The 15,475-nt window shown below is 45.8% G+C and carries 12 protein-coding genes; 4 read left to right on the top strand and 8 right to left on the bottom strand.

Going from position 1 to position 15,475, the window contains the following annotated elements; genetic code table 11:
• Window positions 1-14 precede the first annotated feature (14 nt).
• From NI465_RS00935 to NI465_RS00920, 4 genes are read right to left on the bottom strand one after another with little or no spacing between them, the layout of a single operon-like run.
• The gene (locus NI465_RS00935) at window positions 15-1,025 is read right to left on the bottom strand and encodes an ABC transporter permease (protein WP_253143944.1); all 1,011 of its coding nucleotides are present in this window, start codon (window positions 1,023-1,025) and stop codon (window positions 15-17) included.
• Complete coding sequence (gene yejB / locus NI465_RS00930; RefSeq protein ID WP_253143942.1) at window positions 1,025-2,071, bottom strand: microcin C ABC transporter permease YejB; 1,047 nt, start codon at window positions 2,069-2,071, stop codon at window positions 1,025-1,027. Before yejB ends, NI465_RS00935 begins: the two co-directional genes overlap by 1 nt.
• Window positions 2,072-2,095: 24 nt before the next feature.
• Window positions 2,096-3,937 carry an extracellular solute-binding protein gene (locus NI465_RS00925; protein ID WP_253143940.1) on the bottom strand — a complete coding sequence of 614 codons (1,842 nt, stop codon included), beginning with the start codon at window positions 3,935-3,937 and terminating at the stop codon, window positions 2,096-2,098.
• Between the two features lie 10 nt (window positions 3,938-3,947).
• Window positions 3,948-7,241 (bottom strand): LysM peptidoglycan-binding domain-containing protein, encoded by a 3,294-nt coding sequence (locus tag NI465_RS00920; RefSeq protein ID WP_253143938.1) that lies wholly within the window; start codon window positions 7,239-7,241, stop codon window positions 3,948-3,950.
• Between the two features lie 207 nt (window positions 7,242-7,448).
• Between NI465_RS00920 and dnaQ the strand changes: the two genes are divergently transcribed.
• The 3 genes from dnaQ to nudC all read left to right on the top strand — a co-directional run bounded on the left by dnaQ (window position 7,449) and on the right by nudC (window position 11,379).
• Window positions 7,449-8,834, top strand: a complete 1,386-nt coding sequence (gene dnaQ, locus NI465_RS00915) for a DNA polymerase III subunit epsilon (RefSeq protein WP_253143936.1) — start codon at window positions 7,449-7,451, stop codon at window positions 8,832-8,834.
• Between the two features lie 125 nt (window positions 8,835-8,959).
• Window positions 8,960-10,603, top strand: a complete 1,644-nt coding sequence (locus NI465_RS00910; protein ID WP_129716811.1) for a chemotaxis protein — start codon at window positions 8,960-8,962, stop codon at window positions 10,601-10,603.
• Window positions 10,603-11,379 (top strand): NAD(+) diphosphatase, encoded by a 777-nt coding sequence (nudC, locus tag NI465_RS00905; protein ID WP_253143934.1) that lies wholly within the window; start codon window positions 10,603-10,605, stop codon window positions 11,377-11,379. Before NI465_RS00910 ends, nudC begins: the two co-directional genes overlap by 1 nt.
• 106 nt (window positions 11,380-11,485) lie before the next feature.
• Here nudC and NI465_RS00900 read toward each other — a convergent pair whose 3' ends face one another.
• From NI465_RS00900 to NI465_RS00885, 4 genes are all read right to left on the bottom strand, one after another.
• Complete coding sequence (locus NI465_RS00900) at window positions 11,486-12,367, bottom strand: alpha/beta hydrolase (RefSeq protein ID WP_253143932.1); 882 nt, start codon at window positions 12,365-12,367, stop codon at window positions 11,486-11,488.
• Window positions 12,357-13,043: a BON domain-containing protein gene (locus tag NI465_RS00895; RefSeq protein WP_004279522.1), complete on the bottom strand. Its 687-nt coding sequence runs from the start codon at window positions 13,041-13,043 to the stop codon at window positions 12,357-12,359. Before NI465_RS00895 ends, NI465_RS00900 begins: the two co-directional genes overlap by 11 nt.
• A gap of 133 nt (window positions 13,044-13,176) precedes the next feature.
• Complete coding sequence (locus NI465_RS00890; protein ID WP_005107460.1) at window positions 13,177-13,593, bottom strand: YraN family protein; 417 nt, start codon at window positions 13,591-13,593, stop codon at window positions 13,177-13,179.
• Between the two features lie 11 nt (window positions 13,594-13,604).
• On the bottom strand, window positions 13,605-14,564 hold the full coding sequence (locus tag NI465_RS00885) for a penicillin-binding protein activator (protein WP_253143930.1): 960 nt from the start codon (window positions 14,562-14,564) through the stop codon (window positions 13,605-13,607).
• A 10-nt stretch (window positions 14,565-14,574) separates the two neighbouring features.
• Here NI465_RS00885 and rsmI point away from each other — a divergent pair, with 10 nt between their 5' ends.
• Window positions 14,575-15,417, top strand: coding sequence for a 16S rRNA (cytidine(1402)-2'-O)-methyltransferase (rsmI, locus tag NI465_RS00880; protein WP_004279519.1), 843 nt, complete (start codon window positions 14,575-14,577; stop codon window positions 15,415-15,417).
• Window positions 15,418-15,475 lie beyond the last annotated feature (58 nt).

The following is a 15,475-nucleotide window of genomic DNA, read 5'->3' as shown; positions in this document are numbered from 1 at the left end:
AAGATTTTTGTGATTTAGTTTCTTGGATCAAAAGCATCCCGTACTGCTTCTCCCATATAGATCAGCAAACTCAGTACAATGGCCAAACTAAAGAATCCCGACAATGCTAGCCACGGCGCATTTAAGTTGTTTTTGGCCTGAAGCAAGAGTTCCCCTAGGGATGCCGAATCGGGTGGCAAACCATACCCTAAAAAATCCAGCGCTGTCAGTGCAGTAATATTGGCGGTTAGTATAAAAGGTAACTGTGACAGGCTAGAACCTATCACATTGGGAAGAATATGTTTGAACATGATCCGTCCATCCCCCGCCCCGATACTTTTTACTGCCCAGACATATTCCAGATTTCTGGCGCGCAAAAACTCAGCGCGCACCATACTCACCAGTGTGGTCCAGCCAAATAACAGCATGATCAGAAATAGCCAGTAAATACTCGGGGTAAACAGACTGACCAGTACCATCACCATAAACAGCATCGGCAAACCACTCCAGACTTCGAGTATGCGTTGCCCGATCAGGTCAATCCATCCACCATAATAACCCTGAATTGCCCCTGCTAAAATTCCCAGCACCGCAGACAATAAAGTCAGAGCAAAACCAAACAGTAATGAAATCCTTAAACCATATAGAATCCGTGCCAGAACATCACGGCCCTGATCATCTGTTCCCAGCCAGTTTTGCGCACTCGGGGGCGATGGCACCGGTTCAGCCAGTTCAAAATTTGGCGTTTGATAGGAAAACGGAATGATGGGCCAGATCGCCCAGCCTTTTTCTGCAATCACTTGCTGTACGGCAGGATCTTTATATTCTGCTTCTGTCTCAAATACCCCACCAAAAGTGGTTTCCGGATAGGATTTCAGGATGGGCAGATAAAAAGCATGATCATATTTCACCAGCAAGGGTTTATCGTTAGCAATCAGTTCTGCACCCAAGGAAATGATGAAAATAGCACTGAAAATAATGAAGCAGCTAAAGCCCAGCTTATGCTGCTTAAAACGTTGCCAGCGTACTTGCATCAAGGAAGACATTATTGTGATCCTCGACGTGAACTGAAATGAATTCTTGGATCAATCAGTTGATAGAGCAAATCGCTGAGTAAACGCAGTATCAGACCGAGCAAGGTGAAAATAAACAAAGTACCAAAAATCACCGGATAGTCACGCTGGATAATTGCCTCAAAGCCTAAAACACCCAAGCCATCCAGATTAAAGATAATCTCGATAAACAGGTTTCCCACAAAAAACACCCCGATCAGAACTTCAGGCAAACCTGCGATAAGCACTAAAATGGCATTCCGGAATACATGCCGATACAGCACTGCATGTTCAGTTAAACCTTTGGCCCGCGCAGCCAAGACATATTGCTTAGTCAGCTCTTCTACAAAGGAAAATTTGACCAGATAGGTCAAACTGGCAAATCCGCCAAGCACCATGGCCAACAGCGGCAAGGCCATATGCCAGAAATAATCCTGAATTTTCGCAAAGAATGAGAGTTCAGCAAAATTTTCAGAGCGAATTCCCTGCAAGGGAAACCAGTGCTGATAAGACCCACCAGCAAAAAATACGATGAGTAAAATGGCAAAAATAAAGGCTGGAATGGCATAGCCTACTGCCAACACTAGAGAGGTAGTCTGATCAAACAGACTGCCATGTTTTCGGGCTTTTCTAATCCCTAAAGGAATGGAGACCAGATAAATCAGCAAGGTACTCCACAGGCCTAAAGAAAGCGATACTGGCAATTTTTCCCAGATGAGTTCAGTCACAGGTTTGTCTTTGAAAAAACTCTGCCCCAGATCAAACTGCGCATAACGCGTTAGCATTTCCCAAAATCGAATATGCAGCGGCTGGTCAAAGCCGTACTGGATATTAATCTGCTCAAGCATCTCCGGTGTGAGGCCTTGCTTTCCCTGATACTGCAATCCGGTATGCGCCAAACCATTGACCTGTTGCGCCTGATAAATCGCCTGCTCCACCGGACCACCGGGTGCCAGCTGGATCACCATGAAATTGATCAGCAAAATGATCAGCAAGGTTGGAATCATCAGCAACAGACGTTTGAGAATATAAGTGCTCATGGCACTCCCTGATAGGCTTGGAGCTTAATGCTGTTTGAAATAATCAGCCACATGTCTGGCCTTTTCTGCATCGACCCACCAGTAATCAATCCCGGCGGAGAGTTTAGGTTTTCGTTGCGGCTGCTGATACATATTCCAGTAAGCATACCAGTATTCACCCGTACCATAAGTCAGAATATGATAATAGCCTGCACGCAGTAAACGGTCTAATGCTCGGGTACTATTCACCAGCTGTTCACGGTTTTGAGCCTGTGTCACCTGCTGAATGACGGCATCAATGGCCGGATTTCGAATGCCGGCATAATTATAATTACCTGGCTGCGTGGCGGCCTGACTGCCCCAGAACTGTTTCTGCTCCTGCCCCGGTGTCAGGGATTGCGGCATGGTATCGACAATCATATCAAACTGATAATTCCGCAGCCGTTCATAATATTGCGCGGTTTCTACCATACGAATGCTGGCCTGAATGCCCAAGCGTTTTAAATGACGTAGATATGGCATCAGATCACGCTGCTGTTCCGCCTGATGTAACAGGAACTCAATCTGTACCGGTTGACCCGCAGCATTGACCAACTTCCCCTGTTGATAACGATAGCCTGCCTTTAATAGCAATTGACGGGCCTTTAACAGATTGTTCCGGTTAAAACCGGAGGCATCTGACTGAGGATATTTCCAGTCCTCAAGTACCGCCTGACGTTGAACCGGATCAAGCTGCTTTAAATGGGGTTTCAAAATGTGCAGTTCTTGAACACTTGGCCGTCTATGAGATGCAAGCTCGCTATTGGAAAAAAAGCTGTTCAGGCGCTGATATTCACCATAGAACATGGCTTTATTCAGCCATTCAAAGTCATAGGCAAAACTCAAGGCTTGGCGGAAACGGATATCGGCAAAAGGCTGACGGCGGGTATTGAATATCAGACTATGGGTCGGAATCGGGTTGTGATGCTGAAAGCGGTAACACTGCACCTGTCCTTGCCGAACGGCGGGAAACTGGTAGTCTTTCACCCAGCGGTTGACCTGTTTTTCCTCATGCAAGGTAAATTGGCCCGACTTGAAAGCTTCGAACTTGATTTCAGGACTACGATAATAACGATACTTGATCCGGTCAAAATTATAACGCCCGCGGTTGACCATCAAGTCTTTTCCCCAGTATCCCGGATTACGTTTGTAGCTAATACTACGTCCAGCATCTATGTGTTCAATGACATAAGGCCCTGAACCCAGCATCGGTTTCAGCGTCAATTCTTTAAAATTACGCTTTTGCCATTCCTGTTTAGAATAAATGGGCATCTGCGCGACAATCATCGCCATTTCCGGATTATGTCCGGATTTAAAATGCATTTTGACCTGTAAAGGTGACAGGACTTCCAGCCGGTTTAAATCAGCCAAATACATCTGCAGGCCAAAATTGGACTGGGTCTGAAACAGTTCAAAACTGTATTTGACATCTTGTGCAGTTACCGGCTGGCCATTACTAAACCGTGCTTTCGGATTTAAATGAAAAATAATAAAGGCGGTTTTCTTGGGGTCAAAACTGACTTTTTCCGCCAGCAAGGGATAGTACACACCGGGCTCATCCAGTGACTTGGACAGCAAACTGTCAAAAATATAGTTGCCCCCTTCAGTGACATTGCCCTTGCCATTCATGCTGTTTAAATTATCGAAACTGCCATCAGCTGCTAGAATCAGCGTACCGCCTTTCGTTGCTTGCGGATTGGCATAAGGCAGGGATTTGGCCTGGGCATATTTCGGCTGGTTATATAGCGCGATATATGGGGTGGTGATCAGGGCTGCCCAACTGCTACTTACGAGCAGCGGGGCTAGCCAGATAAACCTGAAAGTTTTAAATAAATGCGCGAATCTCATGATCCATTCATTAATTCGGCACTTTAATCACATCACCAATACGCAATTGTGTATTCGGTTTGAGATCATTCATTTCCGCCAGTTCATTGCTGTTCACGCCATAACGTGAGGCCAAACCGATTAAGGTATCACCGCGTTTGACCTTATAATCCGTCACCAGTTTTGGAATCTGAATGGTTTGACTGACACGCAATCCTGCGCGTGGGCTCAGATTATTTAACTGAGCCAGGTCGGTCACGCTTATGCCTAAACGACTGGCAATTGTATTCAGGGATTCACCTGATTTTACCGTATAGGATTCAGTTGCCTTAGAAGCTACAGGCTTAGCTGCCACTTTCACGTCTTCAACTTTTTTATCTGCCGGAAAGTCACCCTCAATTTTTAAGCGCTGGCCAATACGCACTGTACTATTGGTATTCAGGCCGTTTAGATCTGCCAGATATTTCAGTTGTAAATGATACTGACGCGCAATAGAGCTTAAGGTTTCACCTGATTTCACCACATGCGAATCCGATTTTGTATTCTTGGCCGCAGTTTCCGCGACCACTTCACGTACCGGTTCTGCGACTTCACCACTCAATTTCAGACGCTGCCCCACTCGCAAACCTGCATTACGTGACATGCCATTCAGGCTCGCCACCTGGTCCATTGACAGATTGTATCTTGCGGCAATGCCGGTCAGCGTATCACCCGATTGAACCGTATAGGTTTCAGGGATCTGACTTCCGGCTGGAATCTTGATGGTCTGACCTATACGTAAACCACTACTGGCAGACAACCCATTCAGTGCAGCCAGTTCAGAGACACTCAGCTTGCTTTGACTGGCAATGCTATACAATGTTTCACCGCGTTTGACCTGATAGTTTTCAGTCGCAGTCTGATCGACTTTGACATTTTCAAACTTCTGTTCAGTTTTCTGGCTAGATGCCGTTAGCCCTTCAACTTCCTGAAGTGGCACATTGATTTTCTGACCCACCATCAGACTGCTACCAGCAGTCAGACCTGACGTCAAAGAAGCCAGTTCAGCATTTGAAAACCCGTAACGATCGGCAATCAGTTTCAGATATTCACCGCGTTTCACCGTATAGGATTTGGTCTGAACCTTGGCGGTTTCAGCTTTTTCCGTGTTTTCAACTTTGGCTTTGGATTGTCCTGTTTCTTTTAATGACAGCTTTTGCCCAACAAACAGACCGCTATTGGTGCTCAAGCCATTAAAATCAGCCAGTTGTTTTACACTGAAACCAAACTGGGTCGCCACGCTGGTCAGAGAGTCATTGGCCTGAACCACATAAGTTTCCGGCTTTTCTTTGGCTTTGCTGGCTTCCTGTACCGGTTTGGCATCATACAGATAAATGGTGGTGCCCACATACAGCGGAGAATTTGGATCAATCTGGTTCCATTTCGCTACATCACGCCAGTTCACCCCATTTTTGGCCGCAATCATTGCCAGATTATCACCTGGTAATACCTTATAGGTACTGCGTTTGCCTTTTGGTGCGACCACCACCACTTCAGAATCGGTCTTGACGTAATTTTTACCCTGATTTAGTTTGGCTTCAACCGAGTTCGCAGTGGTATTGTCAGCAACTTCTTTTGGATAAGAGAAGCCTTTGGTGAGCTCTTTGCCTTGCTGCTCAGCCACAGACAGGCTGGTTTGAATGGCAGTCAGCTTGATTTTACCGTCATAAGGATCAACAATTTCTGTGCCAGCCGGCGCCAATGCTTTCAGCTCTTCAACCACTTCGGCCTGTTCTGCCGGTGTTGCAACAGGCTGCAGAATTTCATCTACAGTTTTCTGAATATCCTGTGCGATGACCGCCTGCTGAACTTGTTGACGCTCAGCTGCAGAAATCGGTGGTTCGACCTGAATTTGTTTCGCTGGCGCTGCAGGTGTTACAGCTACCGGAATACGCGGCGCACTTGGAATTGGCAAATCACTTTGTGCCGCAAAACTGGCTAAAGCAGATGAGCCTTTAGGCGTCGAAATCTTTTTCGTAGTCTTCGTTACAGTATTGGCCGTTGTCGCGGTACTTACCGCTGCTGTGACGACAGGTGGCGTACTTGCAGCTTTAGCCGGAGTCGTTGTTTTAGCAACGGTCGTTGCAGGCTGATTACTAACAACCGCTGGCGGAGTCTGTTTAGAAGGCGTAATCGTTTTCGTATTTAATTCTGGCGGTGCTGCTCTGGTGGGCACCACTGTCGTCGTATTTCGCGGCAGGCTGCTCGTGTTACTCGCCCATAAACCGCCTGAGCCGGATAATTTTTTCAGCTTCTCATCGACTGAAGGACTTAGGTCAGCTGGAATCAGAATACGGCGCGGACTTGCAGGATCAATATGATCACCACGATGACCCGGGTTTAATTGATACAGTTCTGCACGGCTTAGACCAGTGATGGCTGCAATTTCATTTAAACTGGCAACGCCCACTGGCACTTCACGGAAATGCGGACGGTTGGCAATCGGTGGCAAACTCACCCCATAACTGCCTGGATTTTTAATAATCTGTGCAACTGCCAGAAAACGTGGCACATAGCTCATAGTTTCTTGTGGCAATTTCAATGACCAATAATCGGTAGGCAGACCTGCAGCTTTGTTACGGTTAATCGCCTGCTGGATACGGCCTGGGCCTGCATTATAGGAAGCGAGCGCCAATTCCCAAGAACCAAACTGGTTATACAGACTGCCCAAAAACTCATAGGCTGCACGGGTCGATTCCACTACATCACGACGACCATCGTATAAAGAAGTCTGCTTTAGACCATAAATGCGGCCGGTACTTGGAATAAACTGCCATAAACCTGCTGCCGCCGCACTACTGGTCGCTGCCGGGTCATAAGAACTTTCAATAATCGGTAACAGTGCCAACTCGGTCGGCATGCCACGGCGTTCTGCTTCTTTTACTGTGTAATATAAATAACGTGATGCACGCGCACTTAAGCGATCCAGATAAGGCTGACGTGAAATAAACCAGCCACGCTGCGCATCAATCCGCGGATTCCAGACACTTAAGTCCATCTTGAAACCCACGGTCATGCGTTTCCAGACATCACCATGTTTCAGAATCTGTAAACGGTCGCCTTCGACTGCACGCATATCCGTTGCAGAGAGTAAATCTTCCAGTCCATCCAGACTGCTGGCATCCAGATATTGTGATCCAACCTGCTTGCTTGATGCTGTTTGGGTCGCACTTTGTGTAGATGAACAGCCCGTCAGTCCTAGGGAAGCAAGTGCAGTTCCCAGTACAGAATATTTTAAAAATGTAGGTAATGTCGGCTGCCACAAAATTGCGGTTGGTTTATACATAAAGAAATCCAAACAACTCGTATATAAATTTATTTTTTAGATATGCCATTGTAGTGAAGCATGTCGAAGACTCAAGCCAATAATTTACCGCGATTTCACGTTAAATGTTACAAGAAATTAAAAAATCCCGGACATATAGATTGATCGACTGCATTTGCGCTATACAATAAGCCTTCCAGCTTGTTCTATTTTGATCGGATTTCATCTATGTCACACACTATCACACTTTATGTTGATGGCGCCTGTCGCGGCAACCCGGGTTTAGGCGGTTGGGGTGCGTACATTGTTAATGGCCAACAAGAACACAAAATCTGTGGCGGTGAAGACCATACTACCAATAACCGTATGGAACTGACGGCTGCGATTGAAGGGATTCTGTTCTGTGACAAGCAAGACAAACTGGTGATCTATACCGATTCCAAGTATGTCAAACAAGGCATTACCGAATGGATTCACGGCTGGAAAAAGAAAAACTGGAAAGACGTCAAAAATCCGGATCTGTGGCAAAAACTCGATGAAGTCTGTCAAGGACGCGATATTGAATGGCACTGGGTCAAAGGTCATGCTGGACATCCGGGCAATGAAATGGCCGATCAGCTGGCCAATCTGGGTGCTGATGAAACCCTGAAAAAATCCAAGCAAAGCCCTTCAATGTCTGAAGATAAAAAAAAATCTGAACCCGACTGGTTGCTAGATGATCCTTTCGGTCTGGATCTGGCTGAGAGTGAAGAAGAGCTGGAAGACCTGCCGGAAGAAATCATCGAAGTGACTGTTGAAGAAATTGTACAGACTGAAGTTTTAGCAACGGACAGCAATGAAGATGCTTCATCTTCAGACGCATCTGCCTCGACTGAGATACATCCGCAAATTGTCATTACACCGGCCAAGTTACAGCTGCATGGCCCACGACAGCTGATTCTGGATACTGAAACCACCGGTTTTTATTATCAGGATGGTGACCGGATTATTGAAGTCGGCGCGCTGGAAATGATTAACCGCAAACTGACCGGCAGCTCGATTCATATCTATATCAATCCGAAAACACCGGTCGGCGATTCCGTGAATGTCCACGGGATCACCGACGAATTCCTGCAAGACAAACCGCTGTTTGAAGAAATTTCTCAAGTGCTGTTTGACTATTTACACGGCGCGGAAATTATTGCGCATAACGCGACCTTCGATATGAACTTTCTGGATATGGAATTCAAACGCGCAGGTTTTAAAACGCTCTCCGAAGTCTGTGACGTCACCGATACCCTGGCACTGGCCAAGTCCAAGCATCCCGGTCAGAAAAACTCGCTAGATGCCTTAGTGCGCCGTTACGAGATTCCACAACGCGACCGTACTTTCCACGGTGCCTTGCTTGATGCGGAAATCCTGTCGGATGTTTATCTGGCGATGACCGGTGGACAGGTGTCTTTTGATATCGATGCCCTGTCTCAGTCTGAAGACCAGAACAGCCGCTCAGGGATGGCCAGAGTTGAAATTGAATTACCGGTAATTCTTCCGTCAGAACAGGAACTGCAAGAACATGAGAATTGGGTCAAACAATTCGAAGAAAAACATGGAACTGCTTGCCTTTTCGCGAAATAAAATCTACATTTCCGGGGATACTTTAGGTTTAAAACTATCGTTCTTCAGTTATAGTAAATACAAAGAGGCCCCGTAGTTTAAAGTGGGGCTCATATATAGATAATACTCCAGGAAAGGTGCAGATCATGTCTTACCAAACCTCTATACATTTTGATCCAACAGCTTTACTGATAATAAAAAATGAGGTTGATAACTCGATCAAGTTAGTCGAATCAGCAGTAAGCACCTTGGTAGAAGACCAGACTTTACCTTTTGGTATTGATGATGCATTAAATCAGTTCGAACAATGCGCCCAGGTTCTGGCACTCATCGACATGTCCAGTCTGGCAAAAGTCGCTCAATATTCAGCAGAACTGATGCGCAAGATTATGGGGAATCCGGCGCAGGTCAATACTCAAGAAGTGATCGCCTTGAGTGAAGGCACCACTATGCTAAAACGCTATATCGAATTTATCTGTCTGCGTGAAGTGAAAATTCCACAGTTTTTGCTGGATACCCTGAACCGTCTGGAACTGGCTTTGGGTAAGCCACTGACGACTGAAGGCCAGCATGTAGAAGGTTTATTGGATTGCGTCACCCCTGATTTTTCGTTGCCACAGGCACCAAGTCTGGAAAAATCCCAATATGTACATCGCCTGTATAAGCTGTCACTGAACAAGCTGATCAATCAGGAAGAAAGTGAACTGGATTTGCAAGCCATCAAACTGGTGGGGGCTTATCTGGCAGGACTTGCAGAACAACATGACAGCAAGCAGTACTGGAATCTGGTCTATGTCGCGTTGAACAATATTGAGCACCTGCTGATTAATGAGCCACGTCTACGCACACTGGTGGGCATTGAACGTAACATGGCACAATATTTTAGCTCAGCAGACAGCTTCAAGGCTTCGCTGGCTGATCTGGCCAATGTGCTCAGCCTGTGTATCAGTCAGGAAGATGAAACTGCGCAATCTATCCGTAGCCAGCTCAATGTGGGCGATGACCTGCTGACCGATATGCAATTACAGGTCTTCAGTCGCCATCTGTATGGCCCAGACTTTGAAACTATGCATACCATCAGCGAATTGGTGACCACGGAAATGGCGCAAATTCGTAATGACATCGAGTTCAACTATCAGAACATGACGCCTGAAAAGACTCAGGAACTGCAGGCACAACTGAATAATCTGGCGAATATCTTCAAGGTATTGAACCTGAATGAAGCCTATCATGACCTGACCCGTCAGGCCGCTTCACTGAGCCAGCCGGAGATGATGCAGGATGCCAGCTTTGCCCAGCAGTTGATGAATGTCATTCTGTCTGCGATGAACTCGATTGGGGTACTGGAACGTCATCACACTTCTAGCCGCTTGCAGCTGCGTGTCAACAACATGAATATTTCTCTGGACCGTCTGGATGAAGCACACGCTGCTTTACTCACTGAAACCAAGGCTCTAATTGAGCTTTCCAGCCAGATTCTCAGCAATTACCTGCAAGATCATGACTTGACTGCACTCGAACCTGTTCCAGTACAGTTTTGCGAGATTGGCGGCGCGATGCTGTTCCTGAATGCAGAACATGTTCGTACTGCATTCACCACCACTGCAGAATTCATCAAGAACCGTATTGATCTGTCGATTGCATTAAGTCCGGAAGAAATTCATCGTGCTTTAGACACCCTGGCCAGTGCCGACATGATGATTGATAACTTAAAGAACAAACAGCCTGTATTACAGGCGATGTTTCAGGTAGCATTGGACAGTAGTGAGAAACTCAAAATAGTTGCCTAATGTCCAAATTATCACTTGCTTATATTTTTCAACAACAGCAACTGCTGGTCGATCAACACTTTCAACTTCCACGGGTTGAAGCCTTAGCAAGTGATTTGCTACTCCACACGGGTGATCAAGTGATTGCCCGTGATCTCCTTCCCGATGAGCCTATTCCTGCAGGCTTACAACTGGTTCCCATCCGTCAGCTGTTACAGTTCTGGAATACCCAGCAATTTGAACAGGCCAGTCGTGCGGTACAGCTTTTAGAATGGCGTCGTAACCATAAATTTTGCAGTCATTGCGGCACAGCGACTGAAGCGCATGCTGTTGAATATGCCATGGTCTGCCCATCCTGCAACTACCGTCAGTATCCACGGGTACAGCCTTGCGTTATTACTGTTATTACCAAAGGTGAAGACGAGATTCTGCTGGCCAAAAATGCACGTAATACTAAAAGCCAGATGTATGGACTGATTGCCGGTTTCGTTGAAGTGGGTGAAACGCTGGAAGATGCAGTACGTCGTGAAACGCTAGAAGAAGTTGGCTTACAACTCAAGAATATTCAGTATCTGGCCAGCCAGCCCTGGCCTTTCCCCAGCAATCTGATGATTGCCTTCAAGGCAGAATATGCTTGCGGTGAGCTACAGCTGCAGGAAGAAGAAATTAGCGATGCGCAATTCTTTAAATTCGATCAGCTGCCTGAAATTCCGTTTAAAGGCAGTATTGCCCATGCCATGATCATGCATGTGACTCAAGGTACGCCCGTCGCAGACGACACCAAGACCTGGCTGTAAATCTGTATTTGAAAGATTTAGCCCAACGGCTCAAAAAAAGAATCCAGGGGAGATCATCCACTGGATTCTTTTTTATCTAGTGCTTGGTTAAACTAACATATCAGTATCAGGATTTAAATGCATCCTCGAGCGCCCAAAGCACCTGTGCCTTGGTCTGGAAAAACCGGCTAAACAAACTGGAGAGTGAACCCACAATCGCAATATGACCAAGTTTCGGAATTTGAATCAGATGGCTATGATTGCCCTTCTCTTTCAGTACGCGGTCCAAATCCTGGCTATTGAAATGCCCAACAATCTTGTCTTTTTCGGCAATAAACAGATAATGCCGGATTGAGCTATTTTTAACAAAATAATAAGGCATCACCTGCTGATAAGGCACCGCCTGATCAAATGCATCGGCACAGATCGGATCATTTTTGTAATCAAAATGATAAGGCCCCGCCAGACCAATAATCGCCCGGATTTGACTGTGATCAATACTGGCAGATTGCGGATGATACAAGGCAGACATCACATTGAAGGCCCCGGCAGAATGTCCCATCAAGACCAGATTTTCTGCACAGATCTGCAACTGTCCAGCTGACTGCTGCAAATGATTCAGCAACAGATGCAGATCATGAATATAGGTGGGAAAAATATGCTGTGGCGCCAGATGATAATTCATCACCACTACATCATAACCTTCTTTAGCAAAGGACTCGCCAATAAACTGATAATCCTTTTTATCGCCATGCAACCAGGCACCACCATGTACAAAAACAATGAGTGGACGATGAGGCAAAGGCTGCTGACTCCGAAACAGGTCAAAGCGTTGTCGGGATTTCTGGCCATAGGCCAATTGGGTTTCGACTGTGTAACCTTGTTTCGGAGTTAAACGATTTAAAGCATAACTACCAAAATCGTATAACCGGAAATCTTGATAGTGCTGTTGAAACTGCAAAATACGCTGTGAGAGTTGGGTTTTAAACTGGCCGACCTTATGGTTCATAGGTCGGTTCAACCGTATCAGGATCAATCGCCACTGGCGTCTGTTCAATACCCGGCTGCGCATATGCCGGTGCGGCAAAGTTTTGATTAGCCAGACTTGAATATTGCTCCACATTATCAATTAGGGTCACAATTTTAGTGACATTACCCACCTGTTGTAACACCTGATTCAGGTCAGCAATCTCGGCACCATTTAAACGACCCATCACATACAGTACGCCATCTTCAGTATGCACATGCACTTTACTATCCGCTACCACAGTCGCTTTCATGATCAAGCCACGGGTATTTGCAGTCACCGCAGTATCCTGCATGATGGTGCTATAGCTGATCTGATTGCCGACAGTAATAAAATTATGTACCGCTTTGACATCACTCATGGATTTGACATTATCTTCAGCCAGTTGCTTTAAATGGGCATCCGGCACCTGACCGGTCAACAAGACATTGCCATGGAAACTTTCAATATTGACCCGGGCCTGCTTAAAGCGCGAATCCAATTTATAAAGATTAATTTTTGCAGTACGGACAATTGAGGAATCAATAAATACCTGCCCCAAGGTACGCGCCCCACTTTCAGTTCCGACAGGAGCCGTACCTGTGCCGCTGGAAATAAAACTTGCACAACCTGATAAACTTGCGACACACAGCATTGTTATTGCAATACGCTTAACCACTCAGCAAGACTCCTTCATTTTATTACGTCTTTTTCAATCTAATAATCTGTTTTCAAGCTCAGATCATGTCAATTCTGCTTGAACTTTACAATGATCTTGAAGCAAATATAAGCATCTTTAGACCTTATTTTGTTCAAAGGTTAATAAACTCTTGATCAAAAGTAAAAGCATTTTCAATCCATTCCAGATCATAAGGGTATTGCGAAAAGTCATGCTGTATGGTTTTTGCAAATTGCTGTTTAAAATCAAAACAAATCACGTCAAAACGATAGTAATAGTGTGCAAATTGTGGATTTTTCTGAATAAAGCACATTGCCGTCTTGAGCATCTTTACCTGTTTTGCTCTGGAAATCGACTCGATCGCTTGCGCATATCGGGTTTGCGCACGTGCTTTGACTTCCACAAAGACCAGTTCCTGATCACGCACCAGAATCAGATCCAGCTCGCCATAGCGACTGTGATAATTGGCTGCCAGGAACTGAAATCCATGGTTTTGCATCAATTGGGCCGCTTGCTGCTCCGCCCATGCACCTAATTGCTGTCGTAGCATTCCTCTTTCGCTCATAGTAGCTTGACGCCTGTGCCACTATACTGAAAACATTGTGGACTACGCTGAATACTGTGGTCCGTGATTTCAATCCGGCCAGTTCTACCCTGAAATTCAATATGCTGCAAATGCGGTTGTGACAGGTACTGCTGGGTAATCTGCCAGGCATCTCCCCCGAAGGCAATCAGCCGCTGATAGGACATATCCACCGGTTCTTTAGCATAGGCCTGTACAACATCTGGCCAGTCAGCCAGATAAAGTACCGGAACATCACAGAACTTGATCCCTTTCGGGGGTCTATGCTGCTCGCTGATCGCATTGGCCACGGTATACATCCGTTTATGGCTTAATTCAGGTATGGCAGCCAGCCCTTCTGCATTGCCGAGGTATAACAGCCCTTGTTTTGGTATTAAAAAAATGGGGGCCTTGTTCACGATCTTGAATTTCAGATCACTTTGACTGAACAATGACATCAGCAACAGTTCATGCTCGGCTTCACTGCCCGGCTGGCGTAAAATCAGCAGCTGTTGAATTCCATCTTTGTGCAATAAGGTTTTTAAGGCAGCGGCATCTTCTTTTTTGGACAGGCTGAATTGCCAGACTTGGGGTGATGACCCTGCTACATCATTCAGGCTGAGGGTACGTACTTTAGGTTTGCTCTTGAGTAGTTGTTCCACATCGCTACGTGCCAATGGACCCACCACCATTTTGGTCTTTTTATTGACATGCTGTTTCAGTAGCTGGGAGATATTTTTCTGATTGGAATTGACCCATTTTAATGGAACTTTCTGCCCGGAAGTAGCATAAGCACTGAGAAAACCCTGTTTGATACTCGATGCAGCTCGCGCCAAAGGCTCGGATTCGGGTAGAATGATCAGCACTTCTGCTTGTACGCTGCTGATGTAGCTGACTAAACACAAGCCCAATATTTTATTTTTAATCTTCCATTTTTTATTATTCAATTTATTCCACATGGAGAAACCTATGAGTGCTCAGTTATTTGTTGTTGCGACTCCAATCGGGCACTTAGATGATATTAGTTATCGTGCACTTCAGGTGTTAAAGTCGGTGAGTCTTATTGCTGCCGAGGATACACGAACTTCAGCACAATTGCTTAAACACTTTAATATTCAAACACCTCTGACCGCTTGCCATGAGCATAATGAAAGCAACAAGATTGATCAGCTGATCCAGCGCCTGCTGAATGGCGAAGATATGGCCCTGATCAGTGATGCTGGCACTCCCCTGATTAGCGACCCTGGCTTTAAATTTGTCCGTGCTGCACAAGCGCATAATATTCGCGTGATTCCTGTACCTGGTGCTTGTGCGGCTATTGCTGCCTTAAGTGCTGTTGGCTTGCCGAGTGACCGCTTCAGCTTTGAAGGTTTTCTGCCATCCAGACAAAGTCAGCGCCTGCTGAATCTGGAAAAACTGAAAGATGAAACCCAGACTTTAATTTTCTATGAAGCACCGCACCGGATTCTGGAGTCTGTTAAAGATATGGCCAGCGTTTTCGGAGCAGATCGCCCGGTCGGTTTTGCGCGAGAAATCACCAAGACTTTTGAAACTATCAAGAAAATGACCTTGGGTGAGCTGGTCGAATTCATTAGCAATGATCACAATCAGCAAAAAGGCGAAATTGTTCTGGTGATTGGCGGTGCCACCGAAGAAAAAGATCTGGATCAGGAAAAGCTGGATAAATTATTGAATCGCCTATTACAGGACCTTTCGGTCAAAGCTGCTTCACAACTGGCGGCAGATTTAACCGGAATCAAAAAGAAAGTCGCTTATCAACGTGCTTTAGAACTGACTTCGGCAAACGACTAATTGCTTTAGATTTTCTATTACGTTTGGATTTGCAAAAAAAAACACCACATTGAATGTG

The organism is Acinetobacter lwoffii (assembly GCF_024129855.1).
Classification (GTDB): Bacteria; Pseudomonadota; Gammaproteobacteria; order Pseudomonadales; family Moraxellaceae; genus Acinetobacter; species Acinetobacter lwoffii_L.
This window is presented reverse-complemented; position numbering and strand designations above follow the sequence as displayed.